This window comes from Wenzhouxiangella sp. XN79A, assembly GCF_012272825.1.
Taxonomy (GTDB): Bacteria; Pseudomonadota; Gammaproteobacteria; order Xanthomonadales; family Wenzhouxiangellaceae.
In genome coordinates this window covers 48,133-65,471 of record NZ_JAAWWS010000156.1, presented here as the reverse complement: position 1 = coordinate 65,471, position 17,339 = coordinate 48,133, and the positions used below count along the sequence as shown (strand labels likewise).

Annotated in this window: 16 protein-coding genes and 1 tRNA gene; all 17 read left to right on the top strand. The window is 64.9% G+C overall.

Annotation, left to right across the window (positions count from 1 at the left end; translation table 11 throughout):
- Positions 1-160 precede the first annotated feature (160 nt).
- The 17 genes from tpiA (at position 161) to nuoN (ending at position 16,678) form a co-directional block, all read left to right on the top strand.
- The gene (gene tpiA / locus HFP89_RS11265) at positions 161-931 is read left to right on the top strand and encodes a triose-phosphate isomerase (RefSeq protein WP_168717759.1); all 771 of its coding nucleotides are present in this window, start codon (positions 161-163) and stop codon (positions 929-931) included.
- Positions 932-992: 61 nt separating this feature from the next.
- On the top strand, positions 993-1,436 hold the full coding sequence (gene secG, locus HFP89_RS11260) for a preprotein translocase subunit SecG (RefSeq protein WP_168717758.1): 444 nt from the start codon (positions 993-995) through the stop codon (positions 1,434-1,436).
- Between the two features lie 45 nt (positions 1,437-1,481).
- Positions 1,482-1,568, top strand: a tRNA-Leu gene (locus HFP89_RS11255).
- A 118-nt stretch (positions 1,569-1,686) separates the two neighbouring features.
- A complete protein-coding gene (locus HFP89_RS11250) occupies positions 1,687-2,043 on the top strand; it encodes an NADH-quinone oxidoreductase subunit A (RefSeq protein ID WP_168717757.1) in 357 nt (118 codons plus the stop codon).
- Positions 2,034-2,570 carry an NADH-quinone oxidoreductase subunit B gene (locus tag HFP89_RS11245; RefSeq protein ID WP_206212337.1) on the top strand — a complete coding sequence of 179 codons (537 nt, stop codon included), beginning with the start codon at positions 2,034-2,036 and terminating at the stop codon, positions 2,568-2,570. The genes HFP89_RS11250 and HFP89_RS11245 overlap by 10 nt, the downstream gene beginning before the upstream one ends.
- Positions 2,567-3,298 (top strand): NADH-quinone oxidoreductase subunit C, encoded by a 732-nt coding sequence (locus tag HFP89_RS11240; RefSeq protein ID WP_168717755.1) that lies wholly within the window; start codon positions 2,567-2,569, stop codon positions 3,296-3,298. Before HFP89_RS11245 ends, HFP89_RS11240 begins: the two co-directional genes overlap by 4 nt.
- A gap of 1 nt (position 3,299) precedes the next feature.
- Complete coding sequence (locus HFP89_RS11235; protein WP_168717754.1) at positions 3,300-4,553, top strand: NADH-quinone oxidoreductase subunit D; 1,254 nt, start codon at positions 3,300-3,302, stop codon at positions 4,551-4,553.
- Positions 4,550-5,077 (top strand): NADH-quinone oxidoreductase subunit NuoE, encoded by a 528-nt coding sequence (gene nuoE, locus HFP89_RS11230; protein WP_168717753.1) that lies wholly within the window; start codon positions 4,550-4,552, stop codon positions 5,075-5,077. The genes HFP89_RS11235 and nuoE overlap by 4 nt, the downstream gene beginning before the upstream one ends.
- A gap of 179 nt (positions 5,078-5,256) precedes the next feature.
- A complete protein-coding gene (nuoF, locus tag HFP89_RS11225) occupies positions 5,257-6,552 on the top strand; it encodes an NADH-quinone oxidoreductase subunit NuoF (protein WP_168717752.1) in 1,296 nt (431 codons plus the stop codon).
- Between the two features lie 204 nt (positions 6,553-6,756).
- Entirely contained in the window at positions 6,757-9,135 is a 2,379-nt protein-coding gene (gene nuoG / locus HFP89_RS11220) for an NADH-quinone oxidoreductase subunit NuoG (RefSeq protein ID WP_168717751.1), read from the top strand.
- Positions 9,135-10,139: an NADH-quinone oxidoreductase subunit NuoH gene (gene nuoH / locus HFP89_RS11215; protein ID WP_168717750.1), complete on the top strand. Its 1,005-nt coding sequence runs from the start codon at positions 9,135-9,137 to the stop codon at positions 10,137-10,139. The genes nuoG and nuoH overlap by 1 nt, the downstream gene beginning before the upstream one ends.
- A 2-nt stretch (positions 10,140-10,141) precedes the next feature.
- Entirely contained in the window at positions 10,142-10,630 is a 489-nt protein-coding gene (gene nuoI, locus HFP89_RS11210) for an NADH-quinone oxidoreductase subunit NuoI (protein ID WP_168717749.1), read from the top strand.
- A 156-nt stretch (positions 10,631-10,786) separates the two neighbouring features.
- Positions 10,787-11,386 (top strand): NADH-quinone oxidoreductase subunit J, encoded by a 600-nt coding sequence (locus HFP89_RS11205; RefSeq protein WP_168717748.1) that lies wholly within the window; start codon positions 10,787-10,789, stop codon positions 11,384-11,386.
- 1 nt (position 11,387) lies between these two features.
- Entirely contained in the window at positions 11,388-11,693 is a 306-nt protein-coding gene (gene nuoK, locus HFP89_RS11200) for an NADH-quinone oxidoreductase subunit NuoK (protein ID WP_168717747.1), read from the top strand.
- Between the two features lie 65 nt (positions 11,694-11,758).
- Positions 11,759-13,717 carry an NADH-quinone oxidoreductase subunit L gene (gene nuoL, locus HFP89_RS11195; protein WP_168717883.1) on the top strand — a complete coding sequence of 653 codons (1,959 nt, stop codon included), beginning with the start codon at positions 11,759-11,761 and terminating at the stop codon, positions 13,715-13,717.
- Between the two features lie 16 nt (positions 13,718-13,733).
- Positions 13,734-15,242 carry an NADH-quinone oxidoreductase subunit M gene (locus HFP89_RS11190; RefSeq protein ID WP_168717746.1) on the top strand — a complete coding sequence of 503 codons (1,509 nt, stop codon included), beginning with the start codon at positions 13,734-13,736 and terminating at the stop codon, positions 15,240-15,242.
- Entirely contained in the window at positions 15,242-16,678 is a 1,437-nt protein-coding gene (nuoN, locus tag HFP89_RS11185; protein WP_168717745.1) for an NADH-quinone oxidoreductase subunit NuoN, read from the top strand. The genes HFP89_RS11190 and nuoN overlap by 1 nt, the downstream gene beginning before the upstream one ends.
- The last annotated feature ends 661 nt before the right edge of the window (positions 16,679-17,339 follow it).

Genomic DNA, 17,339 nt, shown 5'->3' with positions numbered 1-17,339 from the left:
CATCATGGTCGGGGCCTCGTGAAGAACGGGCCAAGTACGGCCGATCGGGCCGCGTGCATTGCGCGGCGCGGCGCGCGCGCCTATCCTTGACCGCCGCGCCGGTCCCCGTGCCGACGCGAGCCCGAAGCCCATGCCCATGCCGCCGACGAGGAGAGTCGACATGCACCCTGACCGCCGCCCGCTGATCGCCGGGAACTGGAAGATGAACGGATCGCAGGCCATGACCCGCGAACTGATCGCCGGCATCCTCGCCGGCCGGCCGGTCGGTCCCGAGGTGGCGGTGATGCCGCCGTTTCCCTACCTGGCCGCGGCCCGCGAGACCCTGGTCGCGGCCCACGGCTCGGCCGAGCTGGCGCTCGGTGCCCAGGATCTGAGTCCGCGCGAGTCCGGCGCCCACACCGGCGATGTGTCGGCCGCCATGCTGCGCGATTTCGGCGCCGAGTTCGTGCTGGTCGGCCACTCGGAGCGGCGCGAGGATCACGGCGAAACCGACGCAATCGTGGCCGCGAAGTTCGTCGCCGCGATCGACGGCGGGCTGATTCCGGTGCTGTGCGTCGGCGAATCCCTGGTCCAGCGCGACGCCGGCCAGGCCGAGGCGGTGATCGGCGCGCAGATCGACGCGGTGGTGCGCGAGGCCGGAATCGCGGCCTTCGAGCAGGCGGTCGTCGCCTACGAGCCGGTGTGGGCGATCGGCACCGGCCGGACCGCCACGCCGGAGCAGGCCCAGGAGATTCACGCGTTCATTCGAACCCGCCTCGCGAACGAGAGTGCTACAATAGCGGGCCGCATACGGATCCTCTACGGCGGCAGCATGAAGCCGGGGAATGCATCGGCCCTGCTGGCCTGCGAGGACATCGACGGCGGCCTGATCGGCGGTGCGTCGCTGGACGCTGCGTCGTTCCTCGGCATCGTCGAGGCCGCGGTCGCCTGAGACGCGGAATCTTCCCGCCGGAACGCGGGAGCGAGAATCAACCACGGAATCTGAGTCACGCATGTTTACGGTACTGATCGTGTTGCACGTCCTGCTGGCCGCTGGCCTGATCGCCATCGTTCTGGTCCAGCGCGGGCCCGGTGCGACCATGGGTGCGGCGTTCGGGTCCGGTGCTTCGGGCACCGTGTTCGGTTCGCGCGGCGCCGGCAACTTCCTGACCCGCACCACCGGCTGGCTGGCCGTCGGGTTCTTCGGCATCAGCCTGGCCATGGCCGTCCTCGCGGCCGGTGGCGGCGGACAGTCGGAGGACCTCGGTGTGGTCGGTGCGCTGGAGCAATCCGCGCCCGAAGACGATCCGGAAGCGGCCGTCGATGCCGTCATCGAGCAGCTCGACAGCGCGCCGTCCGGCGATGAGGCCGAGCCGCAAGCCGAGCCCGACGCGGCCGGTACGGAGATCGAATCGGACAGCGAGGCCGAGACGATTCCGGAGCCTCCGGTCGGCTGACCGGGGCAACGAGTTCAACGACTTTCGAGTTCACGTCGTGTTCCTGCCGAAGTGGTGGAATTGGTAGACACGCTGTCTTGAGGGGGCAGTGGCCTAACGGCCGTGCCGGTTCGAGTCCGGCCTTCGGCACCAGGATCACGACACGACGTGGATGACGACGAGACGCCCGGGATCACCGGGCGCTTCGCTTCTCATCCCGCCCCGTTTCCGGACGCGGTCCGGTCCGGGGCTTCGCAGGAAACGAGACGACATGCTGACCGAATACTTTCCGATCCTGATCTTCCTGGGCGTGGCGGCCGGTATGGGCGTGGCGCTGATCCTGGCCGGCGGCATCCTCGGACCGCGCCGGCCCGATGCCGAGAAGAACTCGCCGTACGAGTGCGGCTTCGAGGCCTTCGAGGACTCGCGCATGAAGTTCGACGTGCGGTTCTACCTCGTCGCCATCCTGTTCATCATCTTCGACCTGGAAATCGCCTTCCTCTTCCCGTGGGCGGTCGCGCTGGATGCGATCGGCATGACCGGGCTGGTCGCGATGGCCATCTTCCTGGCGGTGCTGGTGATCGGGTTCATCTACGAATGGAAGAAGGGTGCGCTGGAATGGGAGTGATTGCGGAACTCAACCAGGTCGACGACATTCTCCGGCCCGATGCCGACAGCAACCCGCTGCTCGCCCGGGGCATGGTCACCACGTCGGTCGATACGCTGATCAACTGGGCGCGGACCGGCAGCATGTGGCCGATGACCTTCGGCCTGGCCTGCTGCGCGGTGGAAATGATGCACGCCGGCGCATCGCGCTACGACCTCGACCGGTTCGGCGTGGTGTTCCGCCCCAGCCCGCGCCAGTCCGACGTGATGATCGTCGCCGGCACGCTGTGCAACAAGATGGCGCCGGCGCTGCGCAAGGTCTACGACCAGATGCCCGACCCGAAATGGGTGATCTCGATGGGCTCCTGCGCCAACGGCGGCGGCTACTACCACTATTCCTACGCCGTGACCCGCGGCTGCGACCGGATCGTCCCGGTCGATGTCTACGTGCCCGGCTGCCCGCCCTCGGCCGAGCAGCTGGTCTACGGAATCATCCAGCTGCAGAAGAAGATCCGCCGGACCAACACGATCATGGCGCCTGCCGCATGAGCCAGTTCACCGAACGCAACCAGAAGATCGTCAAGCGCATCGAGTCGCTGCTCGGCGACCGGGTCGTGGCCGTGCGCGAGCAGGTCCGGCAGCTGACCGTCGAAGTCCAGGCGCGTGACTGGGTCGATACCTGTACCCGCCTGCGCGACGACGCCGAGCTCGAGTTCGACATGCTGGTCGACCTCTGCGGCGTCGACTTCCTCGGCTACGGCGACGACGAATGGGAAACCGCCGAAGCCACCGGCAGCGGATTCTCGCGCGGCGTCGACCACCTCGGTCCGGGCCGCTTCGACTGGGCCAGCCGGCCCGAGGCCGAGGCGATCCCGAATCGCTTCGCCGTGGTCGTGCACCTGCTGTCGACGGTGCACAACCATCGCGTCCGGCTGCGCTGCCACCCGCAGGATGCCGGCTTTCCGACCCTGCCGTCGCTGGTCGACGTCTGGGCCTCGGCCAACTGGTACGAGCGCGAGGCCTTCGACCTGTTCGGCATCATGTTCGAAGGTCATCCGGACCTTCGCCGGCTGCTGACCGACTACGGCTTCATCGGCCACCCGTTCCGCAAGGACTTCCCGCTGATCGGCAACGTCACCGTGCGTTACGACGAAGAGAAGAAGCGCGTGGTCTACGAGCCGACCGAGATCGAGCCGCGGGTGCTGGTGCCGCGCGTGATCCGGCAGGATTCGCGCTACGTCGGCGACCAGCTCGACCGCCGCGAAGGAGGCCTGTGACATGGCCGAGATCCGCAACTACACGCTGAACTTCGGCCCGCAGCACCCGGCCGCCCACGGTGTGCTCCGCCTGATCCTCGAAATGGACGGCGAAGTCGTGCAGCGCGCCGACCCGCACGTCGGTCTGCTGCACCGCGCGACCGAGAAGCTGGCCGAGTCCAAGCCCTTCAACCAGTCGATCGGCTACATGGACCGGCTCGACTACGTGTCGATGATGTGCAACGAGCACGCCTACGTGCGGGCCATCGAGCAGCTGCTCGACATCGAGCCGCCGGAGCGCGCGCAATGGATCCGCACGCTGTTCGACGAGATCACCCGGATCCTGAACCACCTGATGTGGATCGGCGCCAACGGGCTGGACCTGGGCGCGATGACGCTGTTCCTGTATGCGTTCCGCGAGCGCGAACAGCTGATGGACTGCTATGAAGCGGTCAGCGGTGCGCGCATGCACGCCACCTATTACCGCCCCGGCGGCGTGTATCGCGACCTGCCCGACGAAATGCCCAAGGTGGCCGAAAGCCGCTTCCGCAAGGCGCCCGACGTCAAGCGCCTGAACGAGTGGCGCGAAGGCTCGATGCTGGACTTTCTCGATGCCTTCATGGCCGACTTCTTCGAGCGCGTCGACGAGTACGAAACGCTGCTGACCGACAACCGCATCTGGAAGCAGCGCAACGTCGGCATCGGCGTGGTCGGCCCGGAGCGGGCACGCCAGCTGGGTTTCACCGGCCCGATGCTGCGAGGTTCCGGCGTGGCCTGGGACCTGCGCAAGAAACAGCCCTACGCCCGCTATCGCGATGTCGACTTCGACATCCCGGTCGGCGTCAACGGCGACTGTTACGACCGCTACCTGGTGCGTGTCGAGGAAATGCGCCAGTCGGCCCGGATCTGCCAGCAGTGCATCCGCTGGTTGCGCGACAATCCGGGCCCGGTGATGGTCGGCAATTACAAGGTCGCGCCGCCCTCGCGCGAAGAGATGAAGGACGACATGGAAGCCCTCATCCACCACTTCAAGCTGTTCACCGAGGGCTATTGCGTGCCGGAAGGCGAGACCTATGCCGCGGTCGAAGCGCCGAAGGGCGAGTTCGGTTGCTACCTGATCTCCGACGGCGCGAACAAGCCGTTCCGGGTTCACCTGCGTGCGCCCGGCTTTGCTCACCTGTCGGCGATGGACGAAATGGCGCGCGGCCACATGCTGTCCGACGTCGTTGCGCTGATCGGCACCCAGGACATCGTATTCGGAGAAATCGATCGATGAGTTTCCAGGCCCACGAAAGCCCGGCGGCCGGCAAGGCCGAGCTGCTGTCGGACGACACCCGCTCGACCATCGACCACTGGAAGACCAAGTTTCCCGATTCGCTGGAAGGACGTCGTTCTGCCCTGATCCAGGCGCTGTACGCCGCCCAGGTGCAGAACGGCGGCTACCTGACCGAAGACCTGATGGACGCCGTGGCCGACTACCTCGAGCTTCCGCCGCTGTGGGTCTACGAGGTGGCGACCTTCTATTCGATGCTCGAAACCAGGCCGGTCGGTCGGAACTCGATTTCGATCTGCACCAACATCTCCTGCATGCTGTGCGGCGCCGACAAGGTCGTCGAACACGTCGAGAACAAGCTGGGCATCAGGATGGGCGAGTCCACGCCCGACGGTCGGATCTTCCTGAAGATCGAGGAGGAATGCGTCGCCGCCTGCACCGGCGCGCCGATGATGATCGTCAACGGCCACTACCACGAGAACCTGACCGAGCAGAAGATCGACGAGATCCTCGACGGACTCGAGTGACGGAACGAAATGAATTATCGCAGATGAACGCAGAACAACGCAGATGAAGTCAAAAGCGAAGACCGGTCCCGAACATGAGTTGTCGCGCTGTCCACGCGCGTTCTTCCGTTCCTGTGGTTTTCGATCTGCGTCCATCTGCGTTCATCTGCGGTTCCATTCGAATCAAGGTGATTCAAGCCATGGCTGAACACAACGTCTGTTTCACCCACCTCGACGAGCCCGAGTGCTGGTCGCTGGCCGCTTACCGCAAGCACGGTGGCTACCAGGCGTGGGAAAGGATCCTCGGCGAGAAGACGCCGCAGGAAGACATCATCGAGGAAGTCAAGAAATCGGCCCTTCGCGGGCGCGGCGGGGCCGGGTTTCCGACCGGCCTGAAATGGTCGTTCATGCCGCGTTCGGCGCCGGGGCAGAAGTACCTGCTGTGCAACTCCGATGAATCCGAGCCGGGCACCTGCCACGACCGCGACATCCTGCGCTACAACCCGCACGCGGTCATCGAAGGCATGGCGATCGGCTGTTATGCGATGGGAGCGACGATCGGCTACAACTATCTTCGCGGTGAATTCCACCACGAACCGTTCGAGCGCTTCGAGGCGGCACTGAAGGAAGCCTACGACGCCGGGCTGCTGGGCAAGGACATCAAGGGTTCCGGCATCGATGTCGACCTGTATACCGCGCTGGGCGCGGGCGCCTATATCTGCGGCGAGGAGACCGCGCTGATGGAGTCGCTGGAAGGCAAGAAGGGCCAGCCGCGCTTCAAGCCGCCGTTCCCGGCCAATTTCGGCATCTACGGCAAACCGACGACGATCAACAACACCGAGACGCTGGCCTCGGTGCCGGCGATCATCCGCAACGGCGCCGACTGGTTCCTGAACCTCGGCAAGCCGAACAACGGCGGGCCGAAGATCTTTTCCGTCTCCGGCCACGTCGAAAAGCCCGGCAACCACGAGATTCCGCTCGGCACTCCGTTTCCCGAACTGCTGGCGATGTGCGGCGGAATGCGCAACGGCCGCGATCTGAAGGGCGTGATTCCCGGAGGCTCGTCGATGCCGGTGCTGCCGGCCGACGTGATGATGGGCATCACCATGGACTACGACGCGCTGCAGAAGGCCGGCTCCGGTCTCGGCTCGGGCGCGGTGATCGTCATGGACGAGACGACCTGCATGGTGGCGGCCTGCACCCGCATCGCGCGCTTCTACTACGCCGAGTCCTGCGGCCAGTGCACGCCGTGCCGCGAGGGCACCGGCTGGATGTACCGGGTGCTCGAGCGCATCCTGAACGGCGAGGGCCGGCCGGAAGACATCGACCTGCTGGCCTCGGCCGCCGGCCAGATCGAAGGGCACACCATCTGCGCCTTCGGCGAAGCGGCGGCCTGGCCGGTGCAGGGTTTCCTGCGCCACTTCCGCCACGAGTTCGAATACATGATCGAACACAAGCGCTCGATCGTCGCCGACAAGCTCGGCGTCGCGGCCTGACCGTCGACACATATTCAACAATCGAACCGCAGATGAAGGCAGATCAACGCAGATGAAAATCGTGAAAAGAACCCCTGAAACGTCCACGACCGAGATCGAGTCGCGCCGTTCGAACGGCAAGGCTCTCGTTTGCCGGGTGTTTCATTTCAATCTGCGTTCATCCGCGTTCATCCGCGGTTAAATCGAGTCTTACTGGATTCAGTCATGGCAACTGTCGAAAACAAGCCGGTGGATACGGTGACGATCGAGGTCGATGGCCGCGAGCTTCAGGCGCGCAAGGGCCAGATGATCATCGAGATCACCGATCAGGCGGGCATCGAGATTCCGCGCTTCTGCTACCACAAGAAGCTGTCGATCGCGGCCAACTGCCGGATGTGCCTGGTCGACGTCGAGAAGGCGCCCAAGCCGCTGCCGGCCTGCGCCACGCCGGTGGCCGACGGCATGAAGGTGTTCACCCGCTCGCGCCGGGCCGTCGATGCCCAGCGCGGCGTGATGGAGTTCCTGCTGATCAACCACCCGCTGGACTGCCCGATCTGCGATCAGGGCGGCGAGTGCGAGCTGCAGGACCTGGCGATGGGCTACGGCCGCTCGATCTCGCGCTTCACCGAGCGCAAGCGCGTGGTCAAGGACAAGAACCTCGGCCCGCTGGTCGCCACCGACATGACGCGCTGCATCCACTGCACGCGCTGCGTGCGGTTCCTCGAGGAGATCGCCGGCAGTGCCGAGCTGGGTGATGTCAATCGCGGCGAGAAGACCGAGATCTCGACCTTCATCGAGCGCAACATCGAATCGGAGTTGTCCGGCAACATCATCGACCTGTGCCCGGTCGGCGCGCTGACCAACAAGCCGTTCCGGTTTTCCGCGCGCGCCTGGGAAATGTCGGCCAAGCCGTACATCGGCACACACGATTGCGTCGGTTCCAACCTCTTCTACCACGTGCGTCGCGGCGAGATCATGCGCAGCGTGCCGCGCGATGCCGAGCGCATCAACGAGTGCTGGCTGGCCGACCGCGACCGCTACAGTCACTTCGGCCTGGCCGCCGACGATCGCGTGACCGCCCCGCGCATCAAGCGCAACGGCGAATGGGAAACCGTCGACTGGCCGACCGCGCTGGCCTTCGCCGCGCAGGCCTTGAGGAACGCCACGGCGACGCACGGGGCCGACCAGCTCGGCGTCCTGGTTTCGCCGCGCGCGACCAGCGAGGAGCATCGACTGCTGCGGCAGCTGGCCGACGGCCTGGGCACGCCGAACATCGATCACCGCCTGCGTGTGAGCGATCCGCGAGATCCGAACGTCGGCCGCGCGCGGCTCGACCGGCCGATGCAGGACCTGTCCTCGGCCGACGCGGTGTTCCTGGTCGGCAGCTACCTGCGGCACGACCAGCCGATCCTGAACCATCGGGTGCGGACCGCGTGGCGCAGCCACGGCGCCCGGATCATGGACCTGAACCCGATCGCCTGGGATCTTCCGTACGACCTCACGCAGCGCCTCATCGTCCCGCCGCAGCAGATGGTCGTGACCCTGGCCCGGGTGCTGCACGCCGCCTACCAGGCCAGCGAGGTCTCGGTGCCGGACTCCGACCTCGGGCGCTTCGTCGCCGGCCATGTCCCGGACGAACCGGCCCGGGCGGTGGCCGAGACGCTGCGCGACGCCGAGCGCGCCTGCCTGCTGCTGGGCGACGTCGCATCGGCCCACCCCCAGGCCGCAGTGCTGCGCGCGCTGGCCGACGAGCTGTGCCGGGTGCTCGAGACCGCCCGCATGTTCCTGCCGGCCGCGGCCAATGCCGAGGGCGCATGGCGCGCCGGTGCGGTGCCGGGAACCGGCGGCCTGAGCGCCGCCGAGCAGATCGCCTCGCCGCGCCAGGCCTACCTGCTGTACGACCTGGAGCCGGAATTCGATCTGGCCGACCCGGCCGCGTCGCGCGCGGCTCTCGACGCTGCCGAAGTGGTGGTCGCGGTAGCCAGCTTCGCCGGCACCGATCTTCTGGATGTCGCCGACGTGCTGTTGCCGCTTTCGCCGGCCCCGGAGACCGACGGCAGCTACGTCAATGCCGACGGCACCCGCCAGTGGTTGACCGCCGCTGCACGCAGTCCGGGCGATGCGCGGCCCGGCTGGAAGATCCTGCGCGTGCTCGGTGAGCGTCTCGAACTCGACGGCTTCGAGTTCACCGGTCTGAACCAGGTCGATCCGGTGTTCGACGAGTCGCCGGCGCTGTCTCCGGAACTCGGTGCCGGCGCGTTCGAGGCCGCCGATCAGGCCGAGGCGCCGTTGTGGCGGGTCGGCGTGGTGCCGATGTTCGGTGGGGATGCGCTGCTGCGCCGGGCCGAAGCGCTGCAGGCGACCGACCATGCCGACCATGCCTACTGCGTGCTGCATCCCTCGGCGCGCGACGCGCTGGCTCTCGGCGATGCCGAACGCGTGATGATCGGCCAGGGCGATGTATCCGTGACCGCCCCGGTCCGTTACGACGACGGCGTGCCGCCGGGCGCGGCCTGGCTGCCGGTCACCAGCTGCCTGTCCAGCCGCCTGGGCGCGGCCTGGGGTCCGCTCGCGATCGAAGCCTCGAATGGAGAGTCCGCCTGATGATCGAGCAATTCACGGTACTGGCCTGGACGGTCGCCAAGGTCCTGATGATCATGGTGCCGCTGATCCTGGCAGTGGCGTACTACACCCTTGCCGAACGCAAGGTCATCGGCTACATGCAGTCGCGCGTCGGTCCGAACCGGGTGGGTCCGAAGGGCTTGTTCCAGCCGTTCGCCGATGTGTTCAAGCTGCTGCTCAAGGAGATCATTCTTCCGGCCAATTCGAACCGGTTCCTGTTCATCCTGGCGCCGATGCTGACGCTGGTGCCGGCCTTCGCGGCCTGGGCGGTGGTGCCGTTCTCGGATCGCCTGGTGCTGGCCGACATCGACGCCGGTCTGCTGTACATCCTGGCCATGACCTCGCTGGGCGTCTACGGCGTGATCGTCGGTGGCTGGGCATCGAACTCGAAGTACGCCTTTCTCGGCTGCCTTCGCTCGGCGGCCCAGATCGTGTCCTACGAGATCGCGATGGGCTTCGCGCTGGTCGGCGTCATCATCCTGTCGGGCAGCCTGAACCTGTCGACGATCGTCAACGCCCAGTCGGGCGGGCTTCTGAGCTGGTTCTGGCTGCCGTTGTTCCCGCTGTTCGTGGTCTACTTCATTTCCGGCGTGGCCGAGACCAACCGTGCGCCGTTCGACGTCGCCGAGGGCGAGTCGGAAATCGTTGCCGGGTTTCACGTCGAGTACTCGGGCAGCGCCTTCGCACTGTTCTTCCTGGCCGAATACGCCAACATGATCCTGATCTCGGCGCTGACCGCGCTGCTGTTCTTCGGTGGCTGGTTGAGTCCGTTCGCCGGCGTGCCGATCATCGGAGAGCCGGGCGCTCACTGGTTCCTGATCAAGACCGTCGGGTTCATGTTCCTTTTCCTGTGGTTCCGCGCCACGTTCCCGCGCTACCGCTACGACCAGATCATGCGGTTGGGCTGGAAGGTCTTCATCCCGATCACGATCGTCTGGATCCTGGTCGCCGCCGTGTTCCGCGTAACCGGCCTGTACGGAGGTTGAGCATGCAAGCCGTTCGACAGTATTTCCGCTCACTGATGCTGCTGGAGCTGATGAAGGGACTGAACGTCACGTTCCGGTACTTCACGCGCCCGAAATTCACGCTGAGCTACCCGGAGGAGAAGACGCCGAAGTCGCCGCGCTACCGGGGGCTGCACGCGCTGCGTCGCTATCCGAACGGCGAAGAGCGCTGCATTGCCTGCAAGCTGTGCGAAGCGGTCTGCCCGGCACTGGCGATCACCATCGATTCGACCCAGCGCGAAGACGGAACGCGCCGCACCACGCGCTACGACATCGACCTGTTCAAGTGCATCTACTGCGGGTTCTGCGAGGAAAGCTGCCCGGTCGACTCGATCGTCGAGACCGATTTCACCGAGTATCACTTCGAGAACCGGGGCGAGAACATCGTGACCAAGGATCAGCTGCTGGCCCTCGGCGACCGACTCGAGCCGCAGATTGCCGCGGCCCGGGCCAAGGACGCGCCGTACCGCTGACCGTCGCTTGAACATCATGGATGCCGTCCGGCTTCAGGGTCCGGACGGCGGTCCGCCGACTATCACGAACGAGAGGTGAACGTGCCCGAACCCGACCGACGTACCGCAGAAGCGGTGTTCGCGCACGACCGCACGTACTGAACCGAAACGACGACCATGCCCATCATCGAAATCATCTTCTACCTGTTCGGCGGCGTGCTGACGCTGTCGGCGCTCAGCGTGATCACCTCGCGCAACCCGGTCTACTCGGTGCTGTTCCTGGTGCTGTGCTTCTTCTCGGCGGCCTGCATCTGGCTGCTGCTGGAAGCGGAGTTCCTGGCCATCACGCTGGTGCTGGTCTACGTGGGGGCGGTGATGGTGCTGTTCCTGTTCGTGGTGATGATGCTCGACATCAACCTCACGAAGTTGAAGGCCGGATTCGCACGCTACCTGCCCGTCGGCATCCTGGTGGCACTGGCGATGGCGGCCCAGCTGTTCATCCTGGTATGGTCGCGCGGCCTCGACAGCCAGGTCCTGGTCCATGCCGCCGACGAGGGCAGCAACACCCGGTTGCTCGGTGAGGTGCTGTTTACCGAGTACCTGTATCCGTTCGAGATCGCCGGGTTCATCCTGCTCGTGGCGATCGTTGCGGCGATCATGCTGACCCATCGCCGCCGGCCGCAGACCAAGTACCAGGACCCGTCCCAGCAGGTGCGCATCCGCCGCGAGGACCGCGTTCGCCTGGTCCGGGTCGAGTCCGAAGGGGAGGATTCCTGACATGCTGACGCTGGCCCATTTCCTGACGCTCGGCGCGATCCTGTTCTCGATCGGGGTGGCGGGCATCTTCCTGAACCGGAAGAACATCATCATCCTGCTGATGTCGATCGAGCTGATGCTGCTCGCGGTGAACATGAACTTCATCGCGTTCTCCCGTTTCCTCGACAACATGGATGGACAGATCTTCGTGTTCTTCATCCTGACCGTTGCTGCGGCCGAAGCCGCGATCGGTCTGGCCATCCTGGTGGTGCTGTTCCGCAATCGCCAGACCATCAACGTCGAGGACATCGAGGAGCTCCGGGGTTGATGCCCGGGCTCCGGACGCCTTCGAACCGACCGCCGCGAACCGTACGGACGAACTGACACGTGGATATCAAGACGATTCTGTTGCTGATTCCGTTGCTGCCGCTGATCGGCAGTGCCATCGCGGGGCTGTTGCGCCACCCGATCGGCCGCAGCGGAGCGCATACCGTGACCATCCTGGCCGTGGCCAGCTCCTTCGGTCTGTCGGCCTGGGTGGCCTGGCAGGTCTTCATGACCGACTGGGAGGTCCTGAACTACACGGTCTACAAGTGGGCGGTGGTCGACGGCATCGAACTGGAAGTCGGCTTCCTGATCGACTCGCTGACCGCGCTGATGATGGTCGTGGTCACCTTCGTTTCGTTCATGGTGCACGTCTACACCATCGGCTACATGAAGGACGATCCGGGCTACCAGCGTTTCTTCGCCTACATCAACCTGTTCACCTTCGCCATGCTGATGCTGGTGATGGCCAACAACTTTCTCCAGCTGTTCTTCGGCTGGGAAGCGGTCGGCCTGGTCTCGTACCTGCTGATCGGCTTCTGGTTCAAGAAGGAATCGGCGGTCCGAGCGAACCTGAAGGCCTTCCTGGTCAACCGCGGCGGCGATTTCGGCCTGCTGCTCGGTGTGGCCGCGGTGCTGATGTACATGGGCTCGCTGGACTACGCCGAGGTCTTCGCCGCCGCGCCGACCGTGGCCGGACAGACGATGACGGTATTCGGCGGGGTCGAATGGTCGGTCATGACCTTCATCTGCATCTGTCTGTTCATCGGCGCGATGGGCAAGTCGGCCCAGGTTCCGCTGCACGTGTGGCTGCCGGACTCCATGGAAGGCCCGACGCCGATCTCGGCGCTGATCCACGCCGCCACCATGGTCACGGCCGGCATCTTCATGGTCGCCCGACTTTCGCCGATGTACGAGTTGTCGACCACGGCGCTGAGCTTCATCCTCATCATCGGCGCGATTACCGCGCTGTTCATGGGCCTGATCGGCATCGTCCAGAACGACATCAAGCGCGTGGTCGCCTACTCGACGCTGTCGCAGCTCGGCTACATGACCGTGGCGCTCGGCGCTTCGGCCTACTCGGTGGCGATCTTCCACCTGATGACGCACGCGTTCTTCAAGGCGCTGCTGTTCCTGGCCGCCGGTTCGGTGATCATCGCCATGCATCACAAGCAGGACATGCGCGAAATGGGCGGCCTGGGCCGGATCATGCCGATCACCGCGGTGACCGCCTGGGTCGGTTCGCTGGCCCTGATCGGGTTCCCGTTCTTCTCCGGCTTCTTCTCCAAGGACATCATCATCGAGTCGGTCAAGCAGATCGACCGGACCGGGGCGTCGTTCGCGGTGTTCGCGGTCTATGCCGGCGTCGTGGTGACCGCGCTGTACACCTTCCGGATGCTGTACCTGACCTTCCACGGCAAACCGCGTGCCGACGAGGAGATGCTGTCACACGCCCACGAGTCGCCCTGGGTAGTCACGCTGCCGCTGGTGCTGCTCGCGATCCCTTCGCTGCTGGTGGGATATTTCACCGTCGAGCCGCTGCTGTTCGGCGGCGCGTTGTCGGATGCGATCTACATCGACCCGGCGAACGACCCGGTGGCCGCTGTCGGAAGTCACTTCCACGGCCCGGCCGCGTTCGCGCTGCACGGCTTCGTCACACCGGTGTTCTGGCTGGCGATGCTCGGAGTCGGTCTGTCGACCTGGATCTACCTGTTCCAGCCCTCGGTGGCCGAGAACGTCAAACGCCGTTTCCACTGGCTGTGGACCGTCCTGGACCGCAAGTACGGCTTCGACGAGTTCTATCAGAACATCGTCACCGGGGGCGGTCTGAAGCTGGCCGGCTTCCTGTCGCGCCGCGGCGACCGGATGATCATCGACGGTTGGATCGTGCACGGATCGGCGCGCCTGGTGGGCGCCGTGGCCGCTCGCGTGCGCGGTGTCCAGACCGGTTTCCTGTATCACTACGCGTTCGCCATGATCATCGGCCTGGTGGCCCTGGTCTTCGCGTTCGTGCTGCTGAAGGGTTGATTCACGCATGGGTGTCATGAGCTGGCCGTTGCTGAGCCTGGTTGTCTGGATCCCGGTCATTACCGGTGCGATCCTGCTGTTCGTTCCGGAAGCGCGCTCGTCGTTGGGCCGCTTGATCGCGCTGGTATCGAGCCTGGGGGCGCTGGCGCTGAGCCTGGTGCTGCTGGCCGGCTTCGAACTCGGCACCGCCGCCTACCAGTTCCAGGAGAAGGTGGTCTGGATCGCCGCGTTCGATATCCACTACCACCTGGGGGTGGACGGTTTCTCTCTGCCGCTGATCGTGCTGACCGCGTTGACCACGGTGCTGGTAGTGATCGCCGCCGGCTCGGTCACGCAGCGGGTCAACCAGTATCTCGGCGCATTCCTGATCCTGTCGGGTCTGATGACCGGGATGTTCGCGGCGCTCGACGCCATGCTGTTCTACGTGTTCTTCGAAGCCATGCTGGTGCCGATGTTCCTGATCATCGGGATCTGGGGCGGGCCGAATCGGATCTTCGCCACGATCAAGTTCTTCCTGTTCACGTTCTTCGGCTCGGTGTTCATGCTGATCGCGCTGATCTGGCTGTACCTGCAGGCCGGCAGTTTCGCGATCGCCGACCTGCACTCGCTGCCGATCGGCCTGGAGGCGCAGATCTGGGTGTTCCTGGCCTTCCTGATTGCCTTCGCAGTCAAGATTCCGATGTGGCCGGTCCACACCTGGCTGCCCGATGCCCACGTCGAGGCGCCGACCGGCGGCTCGGTGGTGCTGGCCGCGGTCATGCTGAAGATCGGCGGCTACGGCCTGGTCCGGTTCTCGCTGCCGATCGCCCCCGACGCGTCCAGCGCGCTGGACTGGCTGGTGATCGGACTGTCGCTGGTCGCGATCGTCTACATCGGCTTCGTTGCGCTGGCCCAGAGCGACATGAAGAAGCTGATCGCCTACAGTTCGATCTCGCATATGGGCTTCGTCACCCTGGGTCTGTTCCTGGCCTTCGCGATCGCCCGCAATACCGGAGAGCTGAGCGGCGCCGGTCTGGGCATTTCCGGTGCGATGGTGCAGATGATTTCGCACGGCTTCATCTCCGGTGCGATGTTCCTGGCCGTCGGCGTGCTGTACGACCGGGTCCACAGCCGTGAGATCGCCGACTACGGCGGCGTGGCCAACGTGATGCCGTGGTTCGCGATGTTCGCGGTGTTCTTCTTCATGGCCAATTCGGGCCTGCCCGGCACCAGCGGTTTCGTCGGCGAGTTCATGGTGATCCTGGCCGCGTTCAAGGCCGACCCGTGGTTCGCCTTCTTCGCGGCGATGACCCTGATCCTCGGTGCCGGCTACAGCCTGTGGCTGGTCAAGCGGGTGTTCTACGGTGAAGTCGGCAACGACAAGGTCGCCGAGCTCGAGGACCTGAACGCCCGCGAGTGGGTGCTGCTGACCGTGCTGGCATTGCTCACTCTGGGCCTGGGACTGTGGCCGTATCCGCTGATCGAATTGATGGAACCCTCCGTGGCCAACCTGGTTGACCACATCATGACAACGAAGGTCGACTGATGATCGTTTCGGAACTGCAGCTCGCGCTGCCGGAAATCTTCATTGCCGCGATGGCCTGCGTGGTCCTGATCGCGGACCTGTTCGTCTCCGACGAGCGCCGCGGCCTGACGCATTCGCTGGCGCTGCTGGTGCTGGCCTTCGCCGGAATCATCACGCTGCGGCTGATGATGCCGGTCGGTGAAACGGTCACCGCATTCAGCGAGACCTTCGTGCGCGATCGCTTCGGCGATATCCTCAAGCTGTTCGCCTATCTGGTGCTGATCGGCGTATTCGTCTACGCCAAGCACTTCCTGCGCATGGCCGGACTGTACAAGGGCGAGTTCTACTCGTTGAGCCTGTTCGCATTGCTCGGCGTGATGATCATGATCTCCGCTTCGAGCCTGCTGACCGTCTATCTCGGTCTGGAACTGCTGGCGCTGTCGAGCTACGCGCTGGTCGCACTGAATCGCGATTCGGCGCGTGGCGCCGAGGCCGCGATGAAGTACTTCATTCTCGGTTCGCTGGCCTCGGGCATCCTGCTGTTCGGTATGAGCCTGATCTACGGGGCGACCGGTTCGCTGGCCCTGTCGGAGATTGCCGGCGCTCTGGGTCAGGCTGCTTCGGGTGATGCGCTGCTGGCCTTCGGGCTGGTCTTCCTGGTCGTCGGGATCGCATTCAAGCTCGGCGCGGTGCCGTTCCACATGTGGCTGCCCGACGTCTACCACGGCGCCCCGGTGGCGGTGACCCTTCTGATTGCCTCGTTGCCGAAGATCGGTTACCTGGCCCTGGCCATCCGGCTGCTCGCTGACGGCATGGGACCGATGCACGAGGACTGGCAGGCCATGCTGGCGGTGCTGGCGGCGCTGTCGCTGGTGCTGGGCAATGTCGTGGCGATCGCGCAGAGCAATATCAAGCGGATGCTGGCCTATTCGACGATTTCGCACGTCGGCTTCATCCTGCTCGGCCTGCTGGCCGCCTCGCCCGCAGGCTATGCCGCGGCCACCTTCTACACGCTGGTCTACGCGCTGATGTCGGCGGGCGCGTTCGCGATGATCATCCTGCTGTCGGCCAACGGGATCGAGGCCGAGAACCTGGACGATTTCAAAGGCCTGAACGCACGCAGCCCGTGGTTCGCGCTGATGATGCTGATGCTGATGTTCTCGCTGGCCGGAATTCCGGTGTTCGTCGGATTCTTCGCCAAGTGGCAGGTCATCGCCGCGGCGATCGACGCCGGCTTCACCGGCCTGGCCATCCTGGCCGTGGTCACTGCGGTGATCGGTGCCTTCTACTACCTGCGGGTGGTCAAGCTGATGTACTTCGACGAGCCGGAAAACACGACGCCGGTGACCGCACCGTTCGATTTCCAGACCGTGCTGTCGATCAACGGCCTGGCCATGCTCGGACTGGGCCTGTTTTCCGGCGGGCTGATCAGTCTGTGCATTAGCGCATTCAGCTAGCTCGATCCGGTGTCAATGGAGGTACTTTTGTCGAACGCCACAAACGTACCGAAAAATTCTTTTTACAAGCGCGCGCACCGGGCGGGGGTTGCCCTCCGGTGACGGTTGTGGCGCGAAGAATCGCTTCGTGCCGTGGAGTGGGAAGCGCTTGCCGGGTACAGAGGGGCTGGAACCCGAGGCGAAGCCGGATGGTTGGTTGCGGCTCGGTTGGGTGAACGGCCCTTCGGTGGGCGGATGTCTTGCGTTCGGCGGTTTGCTTGCCTCTGGGTTATTGCTTCCCTTGGCTACAAGCGTTTCGCCACGCGGACTTCGTCCGCTTTCTGGCGAGGTACTTTTGTCAAACGCCACAAAAGTACCCAAAAGGGCTTTTTTACAAGCGCGCGTACCTGTCGGGGTTTGCCCTCCGGCGAGGGTCGTGGCGCGGAAAATCGCGAAGTGCCGCGGAGATGGAAGGGCTTGCCGGGTACAGGGGCATTGGAACCCGAGGCGAAGCCGGATCATTGCCGGTGACTCGGTTCGAACACAGGCCGCTTCGGTGGACGATCGTGGCCGACCAGTGACGATCAGCCTGGCCCTGCCTTGGCTAGTGCACTCGTGGCCGCTGTGGTTCTGCTGTCTTGCTCACCTCTGGGTTGTTGCTGCCCAGGGCTACAAGCGTTTC

Coding starts and splice junctions, on each gene's coding strand:
- tpiA (WP_168717759.1), top strand. CDS start 161: ATGCACCCTGACCGCCGCCCGCTGATCGCCGGGAACTGGAAGATGAAC.
- secG (WP_168717758.1), top strand. CDS start 993: ATGTTTACGGTACTGATCGTGTTGCACGTCCTGCTGGCCGCTGGCCTG.
- HFP89_RS11250 (WP_168717757.1), top strand. CDS start 1,687: ATGCTGACCGAATACTTTCCGATCCTGATCTTCCTGGGCGTGGCGGCC.
- HFP89_RS11245 (WP_206212337.1), top strand. CDS start 2,034: ATGGGAGTGATTGCGGAACTCAACCAGGTCGACGACATTCTCCGGCCC.
- HFP89_RS11240 (WP_168717755.1), top strand. CDS start 2,567: ATGAGCCAGTTCACCGAACGCAACCAGAAGATCGTCAAGCGCATCGAG.
- HFP89_RS11235 (WP_168717754.1), top strand. CDS start 3,300: ATGGCCGAGATCCGCAACTACACGCTGAACTTCGGCCCGCAGCACCCG.
- nuoE (WP_168717753.1), top strand. CDS start 4,550: ATGAGTTTCCAGGCCCACGAAAGCCCGGCGGCCGGCAAGGCCGAGCTG.
- nuoF (WP_168717752.1), top strand. CDS start 5,257: ATGGCTGAACACAACGTCTGTTTCACCCACCTCGACGAGCCCGAGTGC.
- nuoG (WP_168717751.1), top strand. CDS start 6,757: ATGGCAACTGTCGAAAACAAGCCGGTGGATACGGTGACGATCGAGGTC.
- nuoH (WP_168717750.1), top strand. CDS start 9,135: ATGATCGAGCAATTCACGGTACTGGCCTGGACGGTCGCCAAGGTCCTG.
- nuoI (WP_168717749.1), top strand. CDS start 10,142: ATGCAAGCCGTTCGACAGTATTTCCGCTCACTGATGCTGCTGGAGCTG.
- HFP89_RS11205 (WP_168717748.1), top strand. CDS start 10,787: ATGCCCATCATCGAAATCATCTTCTACCTGTTCGGCGGCGTGCTGACG.
- nuoK (WP_168717747.1), top strand. CDS start 11,388: ATGCTGACGCTGGCCCATTTCCTGACGCTCGGCGCGATCCTGTTCTCG.
- HFP89_RS11190 (WP_168717746.1), top strand. CDS start 13,734: ATGAGCTGGCCGTTGCTGAGCCTGGTTGTCTGGATCCCGGTCATTACC.
- nuoN (WP_168717745.1), top strand. CDS start 15,242: ATGATCGTTTCGGAACTGCAGCTCGCGCTGCCGGAAATCTTCATTGCC.